The organism is Nocardia sp. NPDC050712 (assembly GCF_040654295.1).
In the GTDB taxonomy this organism is placed as follows: domain Bacteria; phylum Actinomycetota; class Actinomycetes; order Mycobacteriales; family Mycobacteriaceae; genus Nocardia.
Genome location: NZ_JBFAHT010000001.1, coordinates 1,275,038 through 1,290,426 on the forward strand (window position 1 = coordinate 1,275,038; position 15,389 = coordinate 1,290,426).

15 protein-coding genes are annotated in these 15,389 nt (G+C 69.4%); 7 read left to right on the forward strand and 8 right to left on the reverse strand.

Annotated features, from left to right (window positions below):
- The first annotated feature begins 176 nt into the window (after positions 1 to 176).
- Positions 177 to 725, forward strand: coding sequence for a recombination regulator RecX (gene recX, locus AB0H76_RS06170; protein ID WP_357318059.1), 549 nt, complete (start codon positions 177 to 179; stop codon positions 723 to 725).
- 46 nt (positions 726 to 771) lie between these two features.
- Here recX and AB0H76_RS06175 read toward each other — a convergent pair whose 3' ends face one another.
- The gene (locus tag AB0H76_RS06175) at positions 772 to 1,542 is read right to left on the reverse strand and encodes a phytanoyl-CoA dioxygenase family protein (protein WP_357318062.1); all 771 of its coding nucleotides are present in this window, start codon (positions 1,540 to 1,542) and stop codon (positions 772 to 774) included.
- 189 nt (positions 1,543 to 1,731) lie between these two features.
- On the opposite strand from AB0H76_RS06175, the gene AB0H76_RS06180 reads away from it, so the two are divergent.
- Positions 1,732 to 2,955, forward strand: coding sequence for a cytochrome P450 (locus tag AB0H76_RS06180; protein ID WP_357318065.1), 1,224 nt, complete (start codon positions 1,732 to 1,734; stop codon positions 2,953 to 2,955).
- Positions 2,956 to 3,017: 62 nt separating this feature from the next.
- Here the strand turns inward: AB0H76_RS06180 and AB0H76_RS06185 are convergent, their stop codons facing one another.
- The 5 genes from AB0H76_RS06185 to AB0H76_RS06205 form a co-directional block, all read right to left on the reverse strand.
- Positions 3,018 to 4,022, reverse strand: coding sequence for an amino acid ABC transporter permease (locus tag AB0H76_RS06185; protein ID WP_357318068.1), 1,005 nt, complete (start codon positions 4,020 to 4,022; stop codon positions 3,018 to 3,020).
- A complete protein-coding gene (locus AB0H76_RS06190) occupies positions 4,019 to 4,690 on the reverse strand; it encodes an amino acid ABC transporter permease (RefSeq protein ID WP_357318071.1) in 672 nt (223 codons plus the stop codon). The genes AB0H76_RS06185 and AB0H76_RS06190 overlap by 4 nt, the downstream gene beginning before the upstream one ends.
- Before the next feature lie 96 nt (positions 4,691 to 4,786).
- A complete protein-coding gene (locus tag AB0H76_RS06195; protein WP_357318074.1) occupies positions 4,787 to 5,620 on the reverse strand; it encodes a glutamate ABC transporter substrate-binding protein in 834 nt (277 codons plus the stop codon).
- Positions 5,621 to 5,656: 36 nt separating this feature from the next.
- A complete protein-coding gene (locus tag AB0H76_RS06200) occupies positions 5,657 to 6,385 on the reverse strand; it encodes an amino acid ABC transporter ATP-binding protein (RefSeq protein WP_357320453.1) in 729 nt (242 codons plus the stop codon).
- Between the two features lie 320 nt (positions 6,386 to 6,705).
- Positions 6,706 to 7,896: a hypothetical protein gene (locus AB0H76_RS06205; RefSeq protein ID WP_357318075.1), complete on the reverse strand. Its 1,191-nt coding sequence runs from the start codon at positions 7,894 to 7,896 to the stop codon at positions 6,706 to 6,708.
- A gap of 177 nt (positions 7,897 to 8,073) precedes the next feature.
- On the opposite strand from AB0H76_RS06205, the gene miaB reads away from it, so the two are divergent.
- Positions 8,074 to 9,588 carry a tRNA (N6-isopentenyl adenosine(37)-C2)-methylthiotransferase MiaB gene (miaB, locus tag AB0H76_RS06210; RefSeq protein WP_357320456.1) on the forward strand — a complete coding sequence of 505 codons (1,515 nt, stop codon included), beginning with the start codon at positions 8,074 to 8,076 and terminating at the stop codon, positions 9,586 to 9,588.
- Positions 9,589 to 9,765: 177 nt separating this feature from the next.
- Positions 9,766 to 10,353: a hypothetical protein gene (locus AB0H76_RS06215; RefSeq protein WP_357318078.1), complete on the forward strand. Its 588-nt coding sequence runs from the start codon at positions 9,766 to 9,768 to the stop codon at positions 10,351 to 10,353.
- A 3-nt stretch (positions 10,354 to 10,356) separates the two neighbouring features.
- Here the strand turns inward: AB0H76_RS06215 and AB0H76_RS06220 are convergent, their stop codons facing one another.
- Together AB0H76_RS06220 and AB0H76_RS06225 are read right to left on the reverse strand one after the other, a co-directional pair.
- Entirely contained in the window at positions 10,357 to 10,923 is a 567-nt protein-coding gene (locus AB0H76_RS06220) for a VanZ family protein (protein ID WP_357318081.1), read from the reverse strand.
- A gap of 87 nt (positions 10,924 to 11,010) precedes the next feature.
- A complete protein-coding gene (locus tag AB0H76_RS06225) occupies positions 11,011 to 12,453 on the reverse strand; it encodes a DUF349 domain-containing protein (protein ID WP_357318084.1) in 1,443 nt (480 codons plus the stop codon).
- Positions 12,454 to 12,741: 288 nt separating this feature from the next.
- Between AB0H76_RS06225 and AB0H76_RS06230 the strand changes: the two genes are divergently transcribed.
- Genes AB0H76_RS06230 through AB0H76_RS06240 form a run of 3 tightly spaced genes read left to right on the forward strand, consistent with a single transcriptional unit; the run spans position 12,742 to position 15,370 of the window.
- Positions 12,742 to 13,506 (forward strand): hypothetical protein, encoded by a 765-nt coding sequence (locus AB0H76_RS06230; RefSeq protein WP_357318087.1) that lies wholly within the window; start codon positions 12,742 to 12,744, stop codon positions 13,504 to 13,506.
- Positions 13,503 to 14,492, forward strand: a complete 990-nt coding sequence (miaA, locus tag AB0H76_RS06235; RefSeq protein WP_357318090.1) for a tRNA (adenosine(37)-N6)-dimethylallyltransferase MiaA — start codon at positions 13,503 to 13,505, stop codon at positions 14,490 to 14,492. Before AB0H76_RS06230 ends, miaA begins: the two co-directional genes overlap by 4 nt.
- Positions 14,489 to 15,370, forward strand: a complete 882-nt coding sequence (locus AB0H76_RS06240; RefSeq protein WP_357318093.1) for a TrmH family RNA methyltransferase — start codon at positions 14,489 to 14,491, stop codon at positions 15,368 to 15,370. The genes miaA and AB0H76_RS06240 overlap by 4 nt, the downstream gene beginning before the upstream one ends.
- Positions 15,371 to 15,389 lie beyond the last annotated feature (19 nt).

The following is a 15,389-nucleotide window of genomic DNA, read 5'->3' on the forward strand; positions in this document are numbered from 1 at the left end:
CGGACTCCGCGGGGACCCGGTCGAGCGATCCCGATCCGCAGCGGGAGCGCTCGACCGGGTTCACGCCCCCGGCCCGGCAAGCACGCGGGCGAAGGAAACGTTCTTCGGATTCCCGTTTCGGGGATACCGAATCGAAGCGTGCGAGACGGACCAGGGATACTCACAGCGCGGATCCGGTGGCGGCCGGATCCGAGGGGGCCGGTTCCGGCCCGGGTACCGATTTCGATCGGTCCCGCAAGGACCGCACCCCGCAGGGCGGGACGGTCGAGCAGGCAAAAGAGGCGTGTCTTCGCCTGCTCGCCGTCCGCGCTCGCAGCCGCGCCGAATTGGCCCAGCGCCTTGCCACCAAGGGCTACACCCCGGAGATCACTGAAGAGGCGCTGAGCCGCCTCGCCGGGGTCGGCCTGATCGACGACGCGGCCTTCGCCGCCGAGTGGGTGCACGCGCGCCACACCTTCTCCGGCAAGGGCAAACAGGCCCTCGCCCAAGAGCTTCGCCGCAAGGGCGTGGATCGAGCCGATTCCGCCGCGGCCTTGGACGCCATCAGCTCCGACGACGAGGCCGAGCGGGCCGCCGATCTCGTCCGTCGCAAACTCCGCAGCATCCCGGCCGGTCTGGATCGCGAGAAGGTGCTCCGCCGCCTGGTGGGCATGCTGGCCCGCCGCGGCTACTCGCAGTCGCTCGCCTTCACGGTGGTGAAAGCCGAACTGGCCGCCGACGAGTGAGCGGCGTGCGGAATGGGCCTCCGTCGAATCGGCAGCGGGGCGGCGCTCAGCCGTCGAGTCCTCGCCGAATCGCTCGCTCGACCGGCGTGTAAGCACCGTCCGGCCGATCCAGCTCACACGGGCTCCGTGTGAGCAAAGGCGGCTGCGCCATGAAACGAACATCGGTGCCCCGATGTCGCTGGGCGGCATGCACCAGGAACGGGTGACACAGGTAGACATCGCCCGCCCGGCCCGTGGCCGCGATCTCGGGCAGATCCGCGGTGGCCTGCTCGTAAGGGAATTGCGTGAGATCCGCACCGGATTCGCCGAACGGCGCCAGCAGCGCGGGCAGCCGCAGGTGCGAGCCGACGCGAATGCGGGTCGGCGCGTCGTCGGCGCCGACATCGGAGAACAAGAACAGCAGCAGCAGACCGCGCCCCTTGGAGTGCAGGTTCACCCGCCAGTTCAGGTAGTCCGTGGGGTCGTCGCCGGGAAAGCTGACATCGATATGCCAGCCGTCGTCGCCGGCCGCCACGTCGACCGGGAAGCGGATCGGGAAGGTGCCGATGCTGTTGCGCGGCAGCCAGCGCCCCGCACCGACGAGCTGATCGAAGGCCGCCACCAGCGCGGGCGACCGCACGGCCCGCGCGAACGGTTCGTCGCCGCGTTCGCCGATCCGGATCACCGGTTGCGTCCAGGTCGCGCGATCCTCGGGATCACACCCGCTCGCATCCCACAGAATCGCCCGCCCCGCGTCCGCCACCGCACGCGGAAACGCCTGTTCCACCTTGACGAACCCCTCGGTAATGAAGGCTTCGATCTGACCGTCGTCGAGCATAGGTTCCTTTCGTCGCCCACACGATGAACGACCGCGCCCGGATCCGCCACCGATTTTGCCCGCGCAGTGGTCGGTGGTTCATGGGTTCAACTGCGAAAACGGCGGTGTGGCAACGGTTTATGTAGCGTGGCTGCGGACAGCGCCTGTGGGGTGGCAGGCGGGGAATGGGCTCGGGTTAGTGAGGTCAGCATGGGCGAGATCGAAATCGATGAACCGATCAAACTAGTGGGGAACGATTTCTACGGCGATCCGCATCGGTATTACGAGCGGTGGCGCGAGCAGGGGCCGGTGCATCGGGTGCAGTTCACGCACGGGATTCCGTGCTGGGTTGTCATCGGGTACACCGAAGCCCGCGCTGTGCTGGCAGATCCGCGGTTGCACAAGAACGTCGCGGGCATGTACGAGCTGTTCCGGCGGAAGGACGCCGAGATCCTGTCCAACGAGGGTGCACAGGCGCTGAACTCGCACATGCTCAACAGCGATCCGCCCGACCACACCCGGCTGCGCAAGCTGGTCACCAAGGGTTTCACGCCGCGGCAGGTGGCGGCGCTGCGGCCGCGGATCGAGGAGATCACCGCCGAACTGCTCGACGGTATGGCCGGGCAGGACGAGGTCGATCTCATCCAGGCCTTCGCGAACCCGTTGCCGGTCACCGTGATCTGCGAACTGCTGGGTGTGCCGTTCGAGGATCGGGCCGACTTCCAGTCCTGGACCAGGGTGCTGGTCGGTTCGGGTGGCGCGATGGAGGATCGCATCGCGGCGACGCAGGCTATGTCGGAATATCTGCGGAAGCTGATCGCGGCCAAGCAGAGCCACCCGGCGGCGGATCTGCTATCGGGGCTGGTGCAGCCGGGGGAGGACGGCGAGCGGCTCGACGAACAGGAGTTGGTCGCGATGTCGTTCCTGCTGCTCGTCGCCGGGCACGAGACCACGGTGAACCTCCTCGCCAACGGGACGTACGCGTTGCTCCACGACCGAGCGCAGTGGGACGCGTTGCGCGCTGACCCCTCGGGCATTCCGGCCGCGGTGGAGGAGTTCCTGCGTTACGAAGGCCCGGTCGGCTGGTCGACCCTCCGCTTCACGTCCGAACCGGTGCGGATCGGCGAGATCACCATCCCGGCCGGCGAACTGGTCTACGTCGCGCTGTCGGCGGCCAACCGTGATCCCGCCCGCTACGACACCCCCGGCGAGCTCGATATCAAAGCCAACGCCGGCGGCCACCTGGCCTTCGGCCACGGCATCCACTTCTGTGTCGGCGCACCGCTGGCCCGCATGGAGGCCGAGATCGCCTTCTCGGCCCTGCTCCGCCGTTTCCCCGCCCTGGACTTCGCCGACGCGGCCTACACCCCGCAGTGGCAGCAGAGCATCCTGTTCCGCGGCCTGGGCGACCTGCCGGTCCGTCCCGGCGCCTGAGCCGCTCCGAAACGGCAGCAGCCCCGCCGATTTCGATCGACGGGGCTGCTGCGCGGGGAAAACTACTTCCGGGTGATATCCACGCCCGGAGCGGCATCGGTGAGGACCGAATCCGCGGCCAGGACCGCGCGACCCTTCTTCGACTGGGTCCGCAGGCGCTGCTCCAGCTTGGTGGCCAGCAGCGTCAGCGTGCTGTTGAAGAAGATCATGATCAAGCCCACCACCAGCAGCGCCGGGATGGTGTTCTGCAGCGCGGCGCCCATCTGGAAGCCGGAGCGCACGAGCTCGGTGTAGAGGATCAGGTAGCCCAGCGCCGTATCCTTCAGCGCCACCACCATCTGCGAGACGAGCGCGGGCAGCATCGCGGTGATCGCCTGCGGCAGCAGCACCAGCCGCATCAGCTGGTTCTTGCGCATGCCGAGTGCGACCGCGGCCTCGGTCTGCCCCCGGGGCAGCGACCGGATGCCGGCCCGCACGATCTCGGCGATGACCGACCCGTTGTAGATGGTCAGGGCCGACACGACCGCGGCCAGCGTGCGCTGGTCGGAGTCGAACATCTTGTACTCGTTGAAGACCGCGTACAGGAAGATCATCAGGATCAGCACGGGGATCGAGCGCGCGATCTCCACGATCGTGCCCGCGAACCCGCGCATCACCCGATGGTCCGAGAGCCGCAGGATGCCGAAGACCATGCCCACCAGCAGTGCGAGCACGATCGCCAGCGCCGCGGCCACCAGGGTGCCCTTGATGCCGGGCAGCAGGTAGGTCTCCCAGACCTGGCTGTCGGTGAAGGGCTCCCACTTGGCCGAGGTGAACTGGTCCTTCTTCTCGAACGCGACGAACAGCCAGACCGCGGCGATGAGCACCACGTCGAGAATGACGACGGAGAACAGGAGGTTGCGCAGCCGGCCACGCGGTCCCGGCGCGTCGAACAGCACCGAGGCCGCGGCGTTGCGGCCGGCGAACACCAGGGCGTACGACAGCGCCGCGGCGATCAGGGTGGTGGCGACCAGGAACACCAGGTAGGTCGTCGCGGTCGCGTCTTCGGTGAAGGGCTTCCAGGTCATCGCGCCACCTCGTATCGCTTGGCGAGCCAGCCGAACAGCAAGCCCATCGGGAGCGTCAGCACCACGAAGCCGAACGCGAAGATCGCGCCGATGGTGATGAGCGCCGCCTCGTTCTCCAGCATTTCCGACATGAGCAGCGCGGCCTCGGCCACACCGATCACGGCGGCGACGGTGGAGTTCTTGGTCAACGCGATCAGCACGCTACCCAGCGGGGCGATGACCGCGCGAAAAGCCTGCGGCAGCACGATGTGCCGCAGATTCTGGCCGAAGGTCAGCCCGAGCGAGCGGCCCGCCTCGGACTGGCCGAGGGCGACGGTGTTGATACCGGAGCGCAGCGACTCGCAGACGAACGCGCCGGTGTAGATGGACAGGCCGATGATGGCCCAGCGGAAGTTGGACACCGTCAGGTCCGAGCTGCCCAGCTTCCAGTCCAGGGTGAGCAGCAGGCCGAGCGAGCAGAACACGATGATCAGCGTCAGCGGCGTATTACGGAAGATGGTGACGTAGGCGCTGCCGACCGCGCGGGCGATCGGAACGGGGGACACGCGCATGGCGGCGACAAGGGTGCCCAGGACGAGCGCACCGACCGCGGAGAACGCCGTCAGCTGGATAGTCGTCCAAAAGGCTTCGAGGATTTGGGTGCCATACCGCGAAATCAGGTCGAACACGTGGGCGCGGCCCTCCGATCGAAAGTGGATTTGCTAGTCGGTTGAAAAAAATGCGGGTGGCTCGAGGATCACCCGAACCACCCGCGGGAGGAAACCTCAGTAACGGTTGACCGTGGGCTTGTCGGCGACCTTGAAGCCCGAGGGTCCGACGGTGGCGGCGAGCGCCTTGTCCCACGAACCGTCGGCGATCATGGCCTCGATCGCGTCGTTGATCTTGTCGCGGAGTTCCTTGTCGCCCTTCTTCACACCGATGCCGTAGTTCTCGGTGGTGAAGCTCTTACCGACGACCTTCAGCTTGCCCGGCGACTGCGCGGCGAAACCGGCGAGGATGATGTCATCGGTGGTCAGCGCGTCGACCGAGCCGTTCAGCAGCGCCTCGACACACAGCGAGTAGGTGTCGAACTCCTGCAGCTGAACTTCCTTGGCGTACTTCTCCTTGACGTTCTGCGCCGGGGTGGAGCCCTTCACCGAGCACAGCTTCTTGTTGCCGTTCAGCGACTCGGCGCCGGTGATATCGGTGTTGTCCGACTTCACCAGCAGCGACTGGCCGGCCACGTAGTACGGCCCGGCGAAGTCGACCTTCTCCTTGCGCTTGTCGGTGATCGAGTAGGTGGCGACGATGTAATCGACCCCGCCGTTCTCGATCAGCGATTCGCGCTGCGCCGACGGCGATTCCTTCAGCGTGACGTTCTCCGGCTTCACGCCGAGCTTGCCGGCCACGTACTTGGCGACCTCGACGTCGAAGCCGCTGAAGGAGCCGTCCTTGTTACGCAGGCCCAGGCCGGGCTGGTCGTACTTGATGCCGACGGTCAGCTTGCCGTCCTTGGCCTTGTCCAGGGCGGACTGCTCGTCACCGCCGCCACAGGCGGAGGCGGCCAGCGCCAGGGCGAGCGCCCCGACACCGAAGCGAAGTGCACGGGTGATCCTCATCGGGTTCCTAACTCTTCTGTGGGTTTTCGAAGATGTTCAGTGGCTCAAGATCTTGCCGAGGAAGTCCTTGGCGCGCTCGGACTTCGGCGCGGTGAAGAAGACCTCGGGAGTGGCGTCCTCGACGACCTCACCGTCGGCCATGAACAGGACCCGATTGCCGGCGCGGCGCGCGAAGCCCATCTCGTGGGTGACGACCAGCATGGTCATCCCCTCCTTGGCGAGCGAGACCATCACGTCGAGCACCTCGTTGACCATTTCCGGGTCCAGCGCCGAGGTGGGCTCGTCGAACAGCATCACCTTCGGGTTCATCGCCAGGGCGCGGGCGATCGCCACGCGCTGCTGCTGGCCGCCGGAGAGCTGGGCCGGGTACTTGTCGGCCTGGTTGGCGATGCCGACCCGCTCCAGCAGCTCCATGGCGCGGGTGCGGGCGTCTTCCTTCTTGGTCTTGCGCACCTTCATCGGTGCGAGCATGACGTTCTCGAGGATGGTCTTGTGCGCGAACAGGTTGAACGACTGGAACACCATGCCGACATCGGCACGCAGGGCGGCGAGCGCCTTGCCCTCGGCGGGCAGCGGCACGCCGTCGATGGCGATGTCGCCGGAGTCGATCGGCTCGAGCCGGTTGATGGTGCGGCACAGCGTCGACTTGCCCGAGCCCGAAGGGCCGAGCACGATCACGACCTGGCCCTTGGGCACTTCCAGATTGATGTCCCGCAGCACGTGCAGGTCGCCGAAGTGCTTGTCCACCGTCTTCATCGAAATCATCGGCGGGCCACTGGCGGCAGGCCCCGAGTCGGTGGTCGAGACATCATCCTTGGTCAGCGTCGGCGGCACGGAGGTGGTAGCGCCTTCGTCCCCGGTTGAAGCGTTCCCGGTCGTGTCGGGCGCGGCAGCGGCGTCGGTCATGGTCCAAGACCTTAAGGGGAAAACGATCTTTTGCCCTGATTTCGGCGACATGCCGCGAGGACACGCCGATGTGTCACGTAGATGTAACATGAACAGTTGCCTAAATCAAGGTCGTGTAAAGGTGCGTTCGCCCTTGTCCACGCTATTTCGACAAGCTTTGGGGCACCGGAACTTCCGGTTCAGCCGCCGTTCAGCCACCGCTCTTTGAGCTGCCAGTGATTGGCCCACCAAGCGCGGATCGCGGCGGGGTCGGCATTCGAGGGCGGGGGCGGGGATTCGCCGGGAAACAGACCGTTCGCGTCGGGCGCGCCGACCGCGGTGCGCGGGGGCGTCTGCGCGGGCGGGGCCGGGCTGGGTTCGGTCGATTCGGCGGGCTCGGGCGTACCCGGGGTACTGGGGCGCCGGGGAGCATTCGGCGTAGTCGGCCAGGGCTCGGCGGGTGGCTGAGCGGTGGACGGTTCGGCGGGAGGCGGCGGAGCCAGGGGCGGTTCGGTCGACGCCGGGGGCGCCAGGGGTGACGCGGCCTCGGTGGGGCTCGGGGTGAGCGACGAGGTCGACGGCGGGGCGGTGGCCAGCGTGCGGTCCCCGCCGGCCGGGGAGTTGTCGCGGATCGCGGCGGTGGCCAGCGCGGCGCCGGTGCCCAGCACGGTGACGGCGACCGCGGCGGCCAGCAGGCGCCGGGCCCGGCGATTGTCGGCGACCGGCGGCGGGGCGGGGGTGAGCTGCCGAACCTGGTCCGCCGCAACGAGTGCCGCGCCGCGGGCGGCGGCGTCGACGTGGTAGGGGACCAGGGTCACCGTCTCGGCGAGACCGCGGCGCAGCGCGGGCAGCAGATCCGGATCGCCGGTCGCCGAACCGCACAGCACCACGGCGTCCGGCGGGGTGGCGTCGGCGTTCAGGATCGGCAGGATCTGGCTCGCGGTATCGGCCTCGGCCGAGCCGAAGGCCCAGGAGTCCGCCGCGGAGACGGTGCCGCGGTCCGGGCCGAGGCAGACATAGGAGGCGTACCCCTCCAGGACCTCGAGCACCAGCACCGTGCCGAACGCTTGGAACCCGGTCTCGGCGCGGGTCAGCGCCGCCAGGGCGGTGCGGTCCGAGACCAGCGACGCGGTCGCCCATCTGCCGGTCGCCAGCTCGGTGAGTATCGATCGCCGCTCGCTCACCGACCGGTAGACGATGGCGACATCCTCGATGCGGTCGCCCGCGCCGAACTCGGCGGCGAAACCCTCCAGCACACCGGTGATCACCGCGCCGGCGGTATCGCCGGGTAGTCGCCGCTGTGTCGCCCGCACTACGATCTGCGGGGGTTCGCCCTGCAGTACGACGCCTCGCACCACGGTCTGCTCAATGGAAATTCCGACTGTGGCCATGCCGAACACACCTCTGCTCGAAAACAACTCTCCTTGATGCTTCGACACGGACCGGTCCGCCGATTGCCCCGGCTGCCCGATTTCTCGGGAAAAGTGCGCTCTGCCACAGGTGGGCTCGAAAAATGTCCGGTTTGCATACCCCCGTACCCTTGATGGGTGGATTCGAACGGACAGGTAGTGGTAGACGCGCGTAGTTACGAAGTCCGCACGTTCGGTTGTCAGATGAACGTGCACGATTCCGAGCGTTTGTCGGGGCTACTCGAAGACGCGGGCTACGTTCAGGCCGCGCCCGGCGTGACCGCCGACCTCGTCGTCTTCAACACCTGCGCGGTCCGGGAGAATGCCGACAACAAGCTCTACGGCACCCTGGGGCATCTCGCCCCGATCAAGGCCGACCGGCCCGGCATGCAGATCGCCGTCGGCGGCTGCCTGGCCCAGAAGGACCGCGACACCGTGGTCCGCAAGGCGCCGTGGGTCGACGTGGTGTTCGGCACGCACAACATCGGTTCGCTGCCGGTGCTGCTGGAGCGCGCCCGCCACAACGCCGAAGCCCAGGTCGAGATCCTCGAATCCCTGGAAGCCTTCCCCTCCACCCTGCCCGCCAAGCGCGAATCGGCCTATGCGGGCTGGGTGTCGATCTCGGTGGGCTGCAACAACACCTGCACGTTCTGCATCGTGCCCGCGCTGCGCGGCAAAGAGGTCGACCGCCGCCCCGGCGACGTGCTCGCCGAGGTGCAGGCCCTGGTCGACCAGGGCGTGCTGGAAGTGACCCTGCTCGGCCAGAACGTGAACTCCTACGGCGTGAACTTCGTCGACGACTCCGAGCCGCGCGACCGTTCGGCGTTCGCCAAGCTGCTGCGCGCCTGCGGCGGCATCGAGGGCCTGGAGCGGGTGCGCTTCACCTCGCCGCATCCGGCCGAGTTCACCGACGACGTTATCGAGGCCATGGCCGAGACGCCCAATATCTGCCCGCAGCTGCACATGCCGTTGCAGTCCGGCTCCGATCGCGTGCTCAAGGCCATGCGCCGCTCCTACCGCAAGTCGCGCTACCTCGGCATCATCGAGAAGGTGCGCGCCGCGATGCCGCACGCGGCGATCACCACCGACATCATCGTCGGCTTCCCCGGCGAGACCGAGGAGGACTTCCAGGAGACCCTGGACGTGGTGCGGCAGGCCCGTTTCACCAGCGCCTACACCTTCCAGTACTCCATCCGCCCCGGGACGCCCGCCGCGGACATGCCCGATCAGCTCCCGAAAGCCGTTGTGCAGGAGCGCTACAACCGGCTGATCGAGTTGCAGGAGCAGGTCTGCCTGGAAGCGAACCGGGAACTGCTCGGCACCGAGGTGGAACTGCTGGTCGCCGAGGGCGCCGGCAAGAAGAACGCCGCCACCGCCCGGATGAGTGGCCGGGCCCGCGACGGCCGCCTGGTGCACTTCCGCCCCGGCGGCACGGCCGAGACGATCCGGCCCGGTGACATCGTCGTCGTCGACGTCACCGAGGCGGCGCCGCACTTCCTGATCGCCGACTCCCCGATCAAGGCGCACCGCCGCACCCGCGCCGGCGACGCGCACGAGCGCGGCATCACCCCCAAGACCGATCCCATCGGGGTCGGCCTGGGCCTGCCCCGCATCGGCGCTCCGGTACTGGAGCCGGTCGCGGCCGCGGGATGCGCCACCGGCTGCGGCAGCTGACCCGGCCGGAAAGGCGTCGAGCGCACGGAATCCGCGGGTAGCGTTGGCCCGGGAGGCGACATGAACGGCGGCGAACCGGACGACGCTACTACTGGACGTAGTGGGGCGGGCGACCCGGCTGGAAGCGGAGATGGCACAGTGGACACGCCAGGTGCCGCCGATTCAGCCGAAGGAGACGTGGGTTCTGTGAACTCGGTCCAGAGCAGCAAGGACTTCGAGCAGTTCCGCGAGGAACTCGACGCCGTCGAACGGCGCATCGCGGGGGAGATCGACCCGGGCGTGCGCGCGATGGTGGTGGCCGGCGCGGTCTTCGTGCTGCTGTTGTCACTGGTGCTGCCGCACGCCGGCGCCGCCCGCGGTTTCGACGTGCTGCTCGGCACGGACGTCACCCGGCTCGAGCACATCGGCCTGCCCTCGCGCATCTTCGTGTGGTTCGCGGTGGTCTTCGGGGTCGGGTTCTCGCTGCTGGCGTTGATGACCCGGCGCTGGGTGCTGGCCTGGATCGCGGTGGCCGGTTCGGCCATCGGCTGCGCCTTCGGCGTCTTCTCCATCTGGCACCGGCAGACCCCGGGCGTGGGCAACATCTACAGCTCGGGTCCCGGCATCGGCCTGATCCTGGGCACCCTGGCCATCATGGTGCTCACCTTCCACTGGATCCGCGTCGTCTGGAGCCGCACCACCTTGCAGCTGGAGGCCGAGGAGCAGCGCCGCCGCGCCGCCGCCCAGTCCGAGGAACGCGACCGCCGCCGCCTCACCGGCGAGTAGCCCTCAGCCGATCCGGGCGAGTATGCGGGCGCTGTAGGAGCTTTCGCGCCGGGCGCTGTGCCGGCGGGCCAGCACGGCCCCGAGGCCGGCGCCGGCGGCGTTCATCAGGACGTCGTCGATCGAGCTGTAACGGCCCAGGTCCAGGACGTACTGGGCGATTTCGAGCGTCGCCGACAACGCCGCGCCGAGCAGCGTCATCCGCAGTACGCCCGACCAGCGCGGAAACCGCAGCGGCAGCAGGAAACCCAGCGGCAAGAACAGCACCGTGTTCGCGGTCACCTGGACGACGGTGTTGGCCGAGGCCTCGGTGATCGTCTCGAACAGGTCCAGCAGCGGGACCAGGATCACGTGCCGTTCGCCGTCGGCGGGGGTCAGGATCATCCAGACCCAGGGCAGCGTCGCGCCGAGAATTCCGGCTTCGGCGGCCGTGTGCCGCAGGGCCTGCTCCGGCGACCGGCCGTGGCGCACGCGCCACCGGAAGACCAGTGCCGCGCCGGCGATCAGCATCGGCACCGCCAGCGCCCAGACGGTCAGCACGCCGCCCCACGAATCCCACACCTGCCGCACCATGCTGACGTTATCGGTGTGACGGCCGATCTCGTTGCGCGCCAACGAGACCTGCGCAACCTCCGCACAGCATCGACACAACCCGCCGGGTCAGAGGTTGCTGACCGCGCCTTCCGCGGCGTCGGCCCACTCGCGCCACTGTTTGGCCTGCTCCAGCGCCTTCTCGGCCTCACGCTTGTTACCCGCGGCCTGCGCCTTGGCGGCCTGCTCCTCGAACTGGGCGACCCGCTCGCGGAACTGCGCGGCCCGGGCCATGGCCTCCGGGTCGCTGCGCCGCCACTGGGCGTCGGCGGCCTCGCGGACCCGCTTCTCGATGGTGCGCAGCTTGCCCTCGAGCTCCTGGATGCGTTCGCGCGGGACCTTGCCCAGGGCGTCCCACTTGTCCTGCAGATCGCGCAGGGCGGCCCGGGCGGCGTCCAGGCCGTTGGCGGGGTCGATGTGCTCGTAGGTGCGCAGCAACTCCTCCTTGGCGGTGGCGTTGTGCTCGAACTCGGCGTCACGCTCGGAGACGGCGGCGTTGCGGGCGGCGAAGAACACGTCCTGCGCGCTCTTGAACCGCCGCCACAGGGCCTCGTCGGCCTCGCGCGGCGCGCGGCCCGCGGCCTTCCACTCGGTCAGCAGGTCGCGGAAGACGGCGGCGGTGCCGGTCCAGTCGGTGGAGCCGGACAACTCCTCGGCCCGCACGCACAGCTCTTCCTTGCGGGTCTTCGCGGCGGCGCGCTCGCGATCCAGATCGGCGAAGTGGGCGCCGCGGCGGCGGTTGAACGCCTCGCGGGCCTTGGAGTAGCGCTTCCACAGCGCGTCGTCGACCTTGCGGTCCACGCCGCGGATCGACTTCCACTCGTCGAGAATCTCGCGCAGCCGGTCACCGGCGGCCTTCCACTGGGTGGATTCGCCGGCGATCTTCTCCGCCTCCAGGCACAGCGCTTCCTTGCGCTCGGTGTGCTCGTGCTTGGCGCGTTCCTTCTCCTCCTTGGCGTGCGCGGCCGCCTCTTCGGAGTGCTCGGCGATCGCTGCCAGGCGGCGGGTCAGCCCGTCGATATCGCCGATGACGGCGGCGGTCGGCAGCGACTCGGCCAGGGCGACGGCGGCGGCCTTGGTCTTGCGGGCATCCGCGCCCGCGGCCAGGCGCGCTTCCAGCAGCGCCACCTCGGTGGCCAGATCGTCGAAGCGGCGGCCGAAATGCACCAGCCCCTCGGCGGCGTCGCCGGCCTGCCAGGACCCGACGACCCGTTCGCCCGCAGCGGTTTTCACCCACGCGGTGCCGTCCTCGTCGACTCGGCCCCAGACACTGGGATCGGTGACGGAGGGCACGACGACCGGATGCGGGTGCGGCTGGGCCGGGCCGGGAGCGGGTTTGATCGCGTGCGGCTTGGGATGGGGGGTGGGGCCACCGGGCTTGGGGGCGCCGGACGGGCGCGGGCCGGGGGTGGGCGGTGCGGAGGCCTCGGGGGTGGTAGCCGGCGGAGCTTGCGGAGCCGGCGGGGTGGATGGTTCCTGCGTGGCCTTCGCGGTTCCGTTGCTGTCGCTCATTGCTCTCCGTCCCTGCCGCGCGTCACGGCTGCCTGGTTACGCCCTAGCTCATTCCATTGAACCCGGTCCGAGCTCTTCGAGACCATCGATCGACGCTCTCCCCCGGTGGATTCCGGTGGATGTCAACCCGTGATGACCTGGGTTGTAGCACCTCGAGACTATCAATCCCCGGCTCGGTTGGACGCAGAGACACTCGAGGTCGCGGCGCGGCGGGGCCGGCGTGCGTTCGCGCGTCGCCGCGCACGGTGGTGCGCGGGGTCCTCGGCGGCAACGACTACCGTTTACCGAGTGTTCTCCCTTGCGGCCCTGGTCCCGTCGCCGCCGATCCTGGTTCCCGAGCTCGGCGGCGCCCGCGCGGGCACCGCCGACGACCCGGTGGCGCCGCTGCGCGCGGCGGCGCTGGCGGCCGTGCGCGCCCTCGAAACGGCGGGGGATTGGCTCGTCGTCGGCGCCGGGGAGAGCGATCGCGGCGTGGACAAGGACAGCGGAGTGGGCACCTTCCGCGGGTACGGCGCCGATGTCCGGGTGGCGATGTCGCAGGGGCCGCTGCTCGCGCAGGCTGAATCCGACGCCGCCGACCCGGACTGGCCGCTGCCCGCGCTGGTTGCCGGTTGGCTGCGGGGCGAAGCCGCGGCCGCGGCGAACGTCCTGGTGGCCTTCGTCGATCCCGAGGCGCCCGCCGAGGAGTGTGTGGCCTTCGGTCGCGCCATCCGGGCGGACCTCGATCGCACCCGCCCGCCCACCGGCGTCTTGGTGATCGCCGACGGTGCGGCCACCCTGACCACCAAATCGCCCGGGTATCTGAATCCGCAGGCCGCCACCGTGCAAGAGGGGCTCGACAAGGCGCTCGCCGCCGGAGACGTGGCGGCGTTGCGCGCGTTGGATCCACGACTCTGCGCCGAGGTCGGCCTCGCCGGCCGCGCGGCCTATCAGGTGCTGGCCGGTCTCTTCGCCGACGACGCGAGTGCCCCGACCGCCGAAACCCTTTATCAGGACGCACCTTTCGGCGTCGGCTACCACGTAGGCACCTGGCGGCCCGGCGGCGCTTCGTGAACGCCGTGACACCGGTGGCGGTCGTGGGGCCGACGGCCACCGGCAAATCCGACCTCGGCCTGGCCCTGGCCCAGCGGCTCGGCGGCGAGATCGTGAACATCGACGCCATGCAGCTCTATCGCGGCATGGATATCGGCACCGCGAAACTTCCGGCGGCGCAACGCCGCGGGATCCCGCATCACCAGCTCGACGTGCTCGCCGTGACCGAGTACGCGACCGTGGCCGCTTATCAGAGCGCCGCGATCGCCGACGTCGAGGCCATCATGGCGCGCGGGCACGTGCCGGTGATCGTCGGCGGATCGATGATGTATGTCCAAGCGCTGCTGGACAATTGGGAGTTCCCGGCGACCGACCCGCAGGTGCGGGCGCGCTGGGAGGCCTTCCTGGACGAGCACGGCGTCGCCGCGGTGCACGCGGAGCTACGCCAGGCCGACCCGGCGGCGGCCGCCACCATCCTGCCCACCGACGGGCGACGCCTGGTGCGCGCGCTGGAGGTGGTCGAGCTCACCGGCCGGCCGTTCGCGGCCTCCGCGCCGGTGATCGGCGAACCACGCTGGGGCACAACCATTATCGGTGTGGACCGGGAGACCGCCGAACTCGACGCCCGGATCGGGCAGCGCACCGCGCTGATGTTCGACGGCGGTCTGGTCGAGGAGGTCCGCGGGCTGATCGATCAGGGCCTGCGCGCGGGCGTCACCGCGCGCCGCGCCATCGGCTACGCCCAGGTGCTGGCCTACCTCGACGACGAATACGATCTCGATCAGGCCAAAGAACGCACCCTGATCGGCACGCGCCGCTACGTTCGTCGGCAGCGCTCCTGGTTCCGCCGGGATCCTCGGGTGCGCTGGGTCGACGGCGCCGATCCGGATCTGCTCGGGACCGCGCTCGCCGTGTTGCACCCGCGGCCGCAATCGCCCGAATTGCCCGATGCTACGGAGCCGGGCGCCGCCGACCGGCTCGACTCGACGGAACGGACAGCGCAGTGAACCAGAACTCTCGGCACCGGCCGGGCCGCACCGGGGACACCGGCGGCAAGCGGGTCAGCACCCGCAACGCCTCGGTCCAGGTCTGGCAGGCGTATCTGACCAACCGCGCCACCCGCAACCGCGACGCCCGCTTCCTGGTGCAGGGCGTGCGCCCGATCAGCCAGGCGATCGCCGCCGACTGGCCGCTGGAGACGCTGCTCTACCGCCTCGGTACCCCGGATTTGTCCAGCTGGGCGCGGGAATTGCTCGACACCACCGAGGTGCCGTGCATCGGGCTGGTGCCCGAACTGATGGCCGAACTCGGCGAGAAGACCGCGGGCACACCGGAGGTGGTGGCCGTCGCGGTCTCGCGCCAGGACAGCCTGGACACCTTCGCGCCGGGGGAGCCCGGCGAAACACCCCCGCTGGTCGTGGTTTTCGACCGCCCCAACTCGCCCGGAAATCTCGGCACCCTGATCCGCTCGGCCGACGCCTTCGGCGCGCACGGCGTGATCGTCACCGGCCACGGCGCCGATCAGTACGACCCGCAGGCGGTACGCGCGTCCACCGGCTCGCTGTTCGCGATGCCGGTGCTGCGCGCCGCGGGCGCCGCCCAGGTCGCCGCCTTCCGGGACCGGCAGATCGAGCGCGGCATCCCGACCCGCATCGTCGGCACCGACGAGCACGGCACGCACGCGCTGTTCGACCAGGATTTCACCGAGGCCACCATCCTGGTGATCGGCAACGAGACCAGCGGGATGAGCCAGGCGTGGCTGGAGGCCTGCGACGATCTGGTGTCCATCCCGATGGGCGGCACCGCCAGCTCGCTGGGGGCGCCCTCGGCGGGCGCGGTGGCCCTCTACGAAATTTCCCGGCAGCGCCGGACGTTTGCCCGATGAGCAGCGAGGAGACGAGCGA

Bases quoted from the DNA above. Each gene is read 5' to 3' on its own strand.
- AB0H76_RS06185 (WP_357318068.1), bottom strand. From the start codon at position 4,022: ATGACCTGGAAGCCCTTCACCGAAGACGCGACCGCGACGACCTACCTG.
- AB0H76_RS06180 (WP_357318065.1), top strand. From the start codon at position 1,732: ATGGGCGAGATCGAAATCGATGAACCGATCAAACTAGTGGGGAACGAT.
- AB0H76_RS06175 (WP_357318062.1), bottom strand. From the start codon at position 1,542: ATGCTCGACGACGGTCAGATCGAAGCCTTCATTACCGAGGGGTTCGTC.
- AB0H76_RS06225 (WP_357318084.1), bottom strand. From the start codon at position 12,453: ATGAGCGACAGCAACGGAACCGCGAAGGCCACGCAGGAACCATCCACC.
- AB0H76_RS06205 (WP_357318075.1), bottom strand. From the start codon at position 7,896: ATGGCCACAGTCGGAATTTCCATTGAGCAGACCGTGGTGCGAGGCGTC.
- AB0H76_RS06200 (WP_357320453.1), bottom strand. From the start codon at position 6,385: ATGATTTCGATGAAGACGGTGGACAAGCACTTCGGCGACCTGCACGTG.
- AB0H76_RS06220 (WP_357318081.1), bottom strand. From the start codon at position 10,923: ATGGTGCGGCAGGTGTGGGATTCGTGGGGCGGCGTGCTGACCGTCTGG.
- AB0H76_RS06195 (WP_357318074.1), bottom strand. From the start codon at position 5,620: ATGAGGATCACCCGTGCACTTCGCTTCGGTGTCGGGGCGCTCGCCCTG.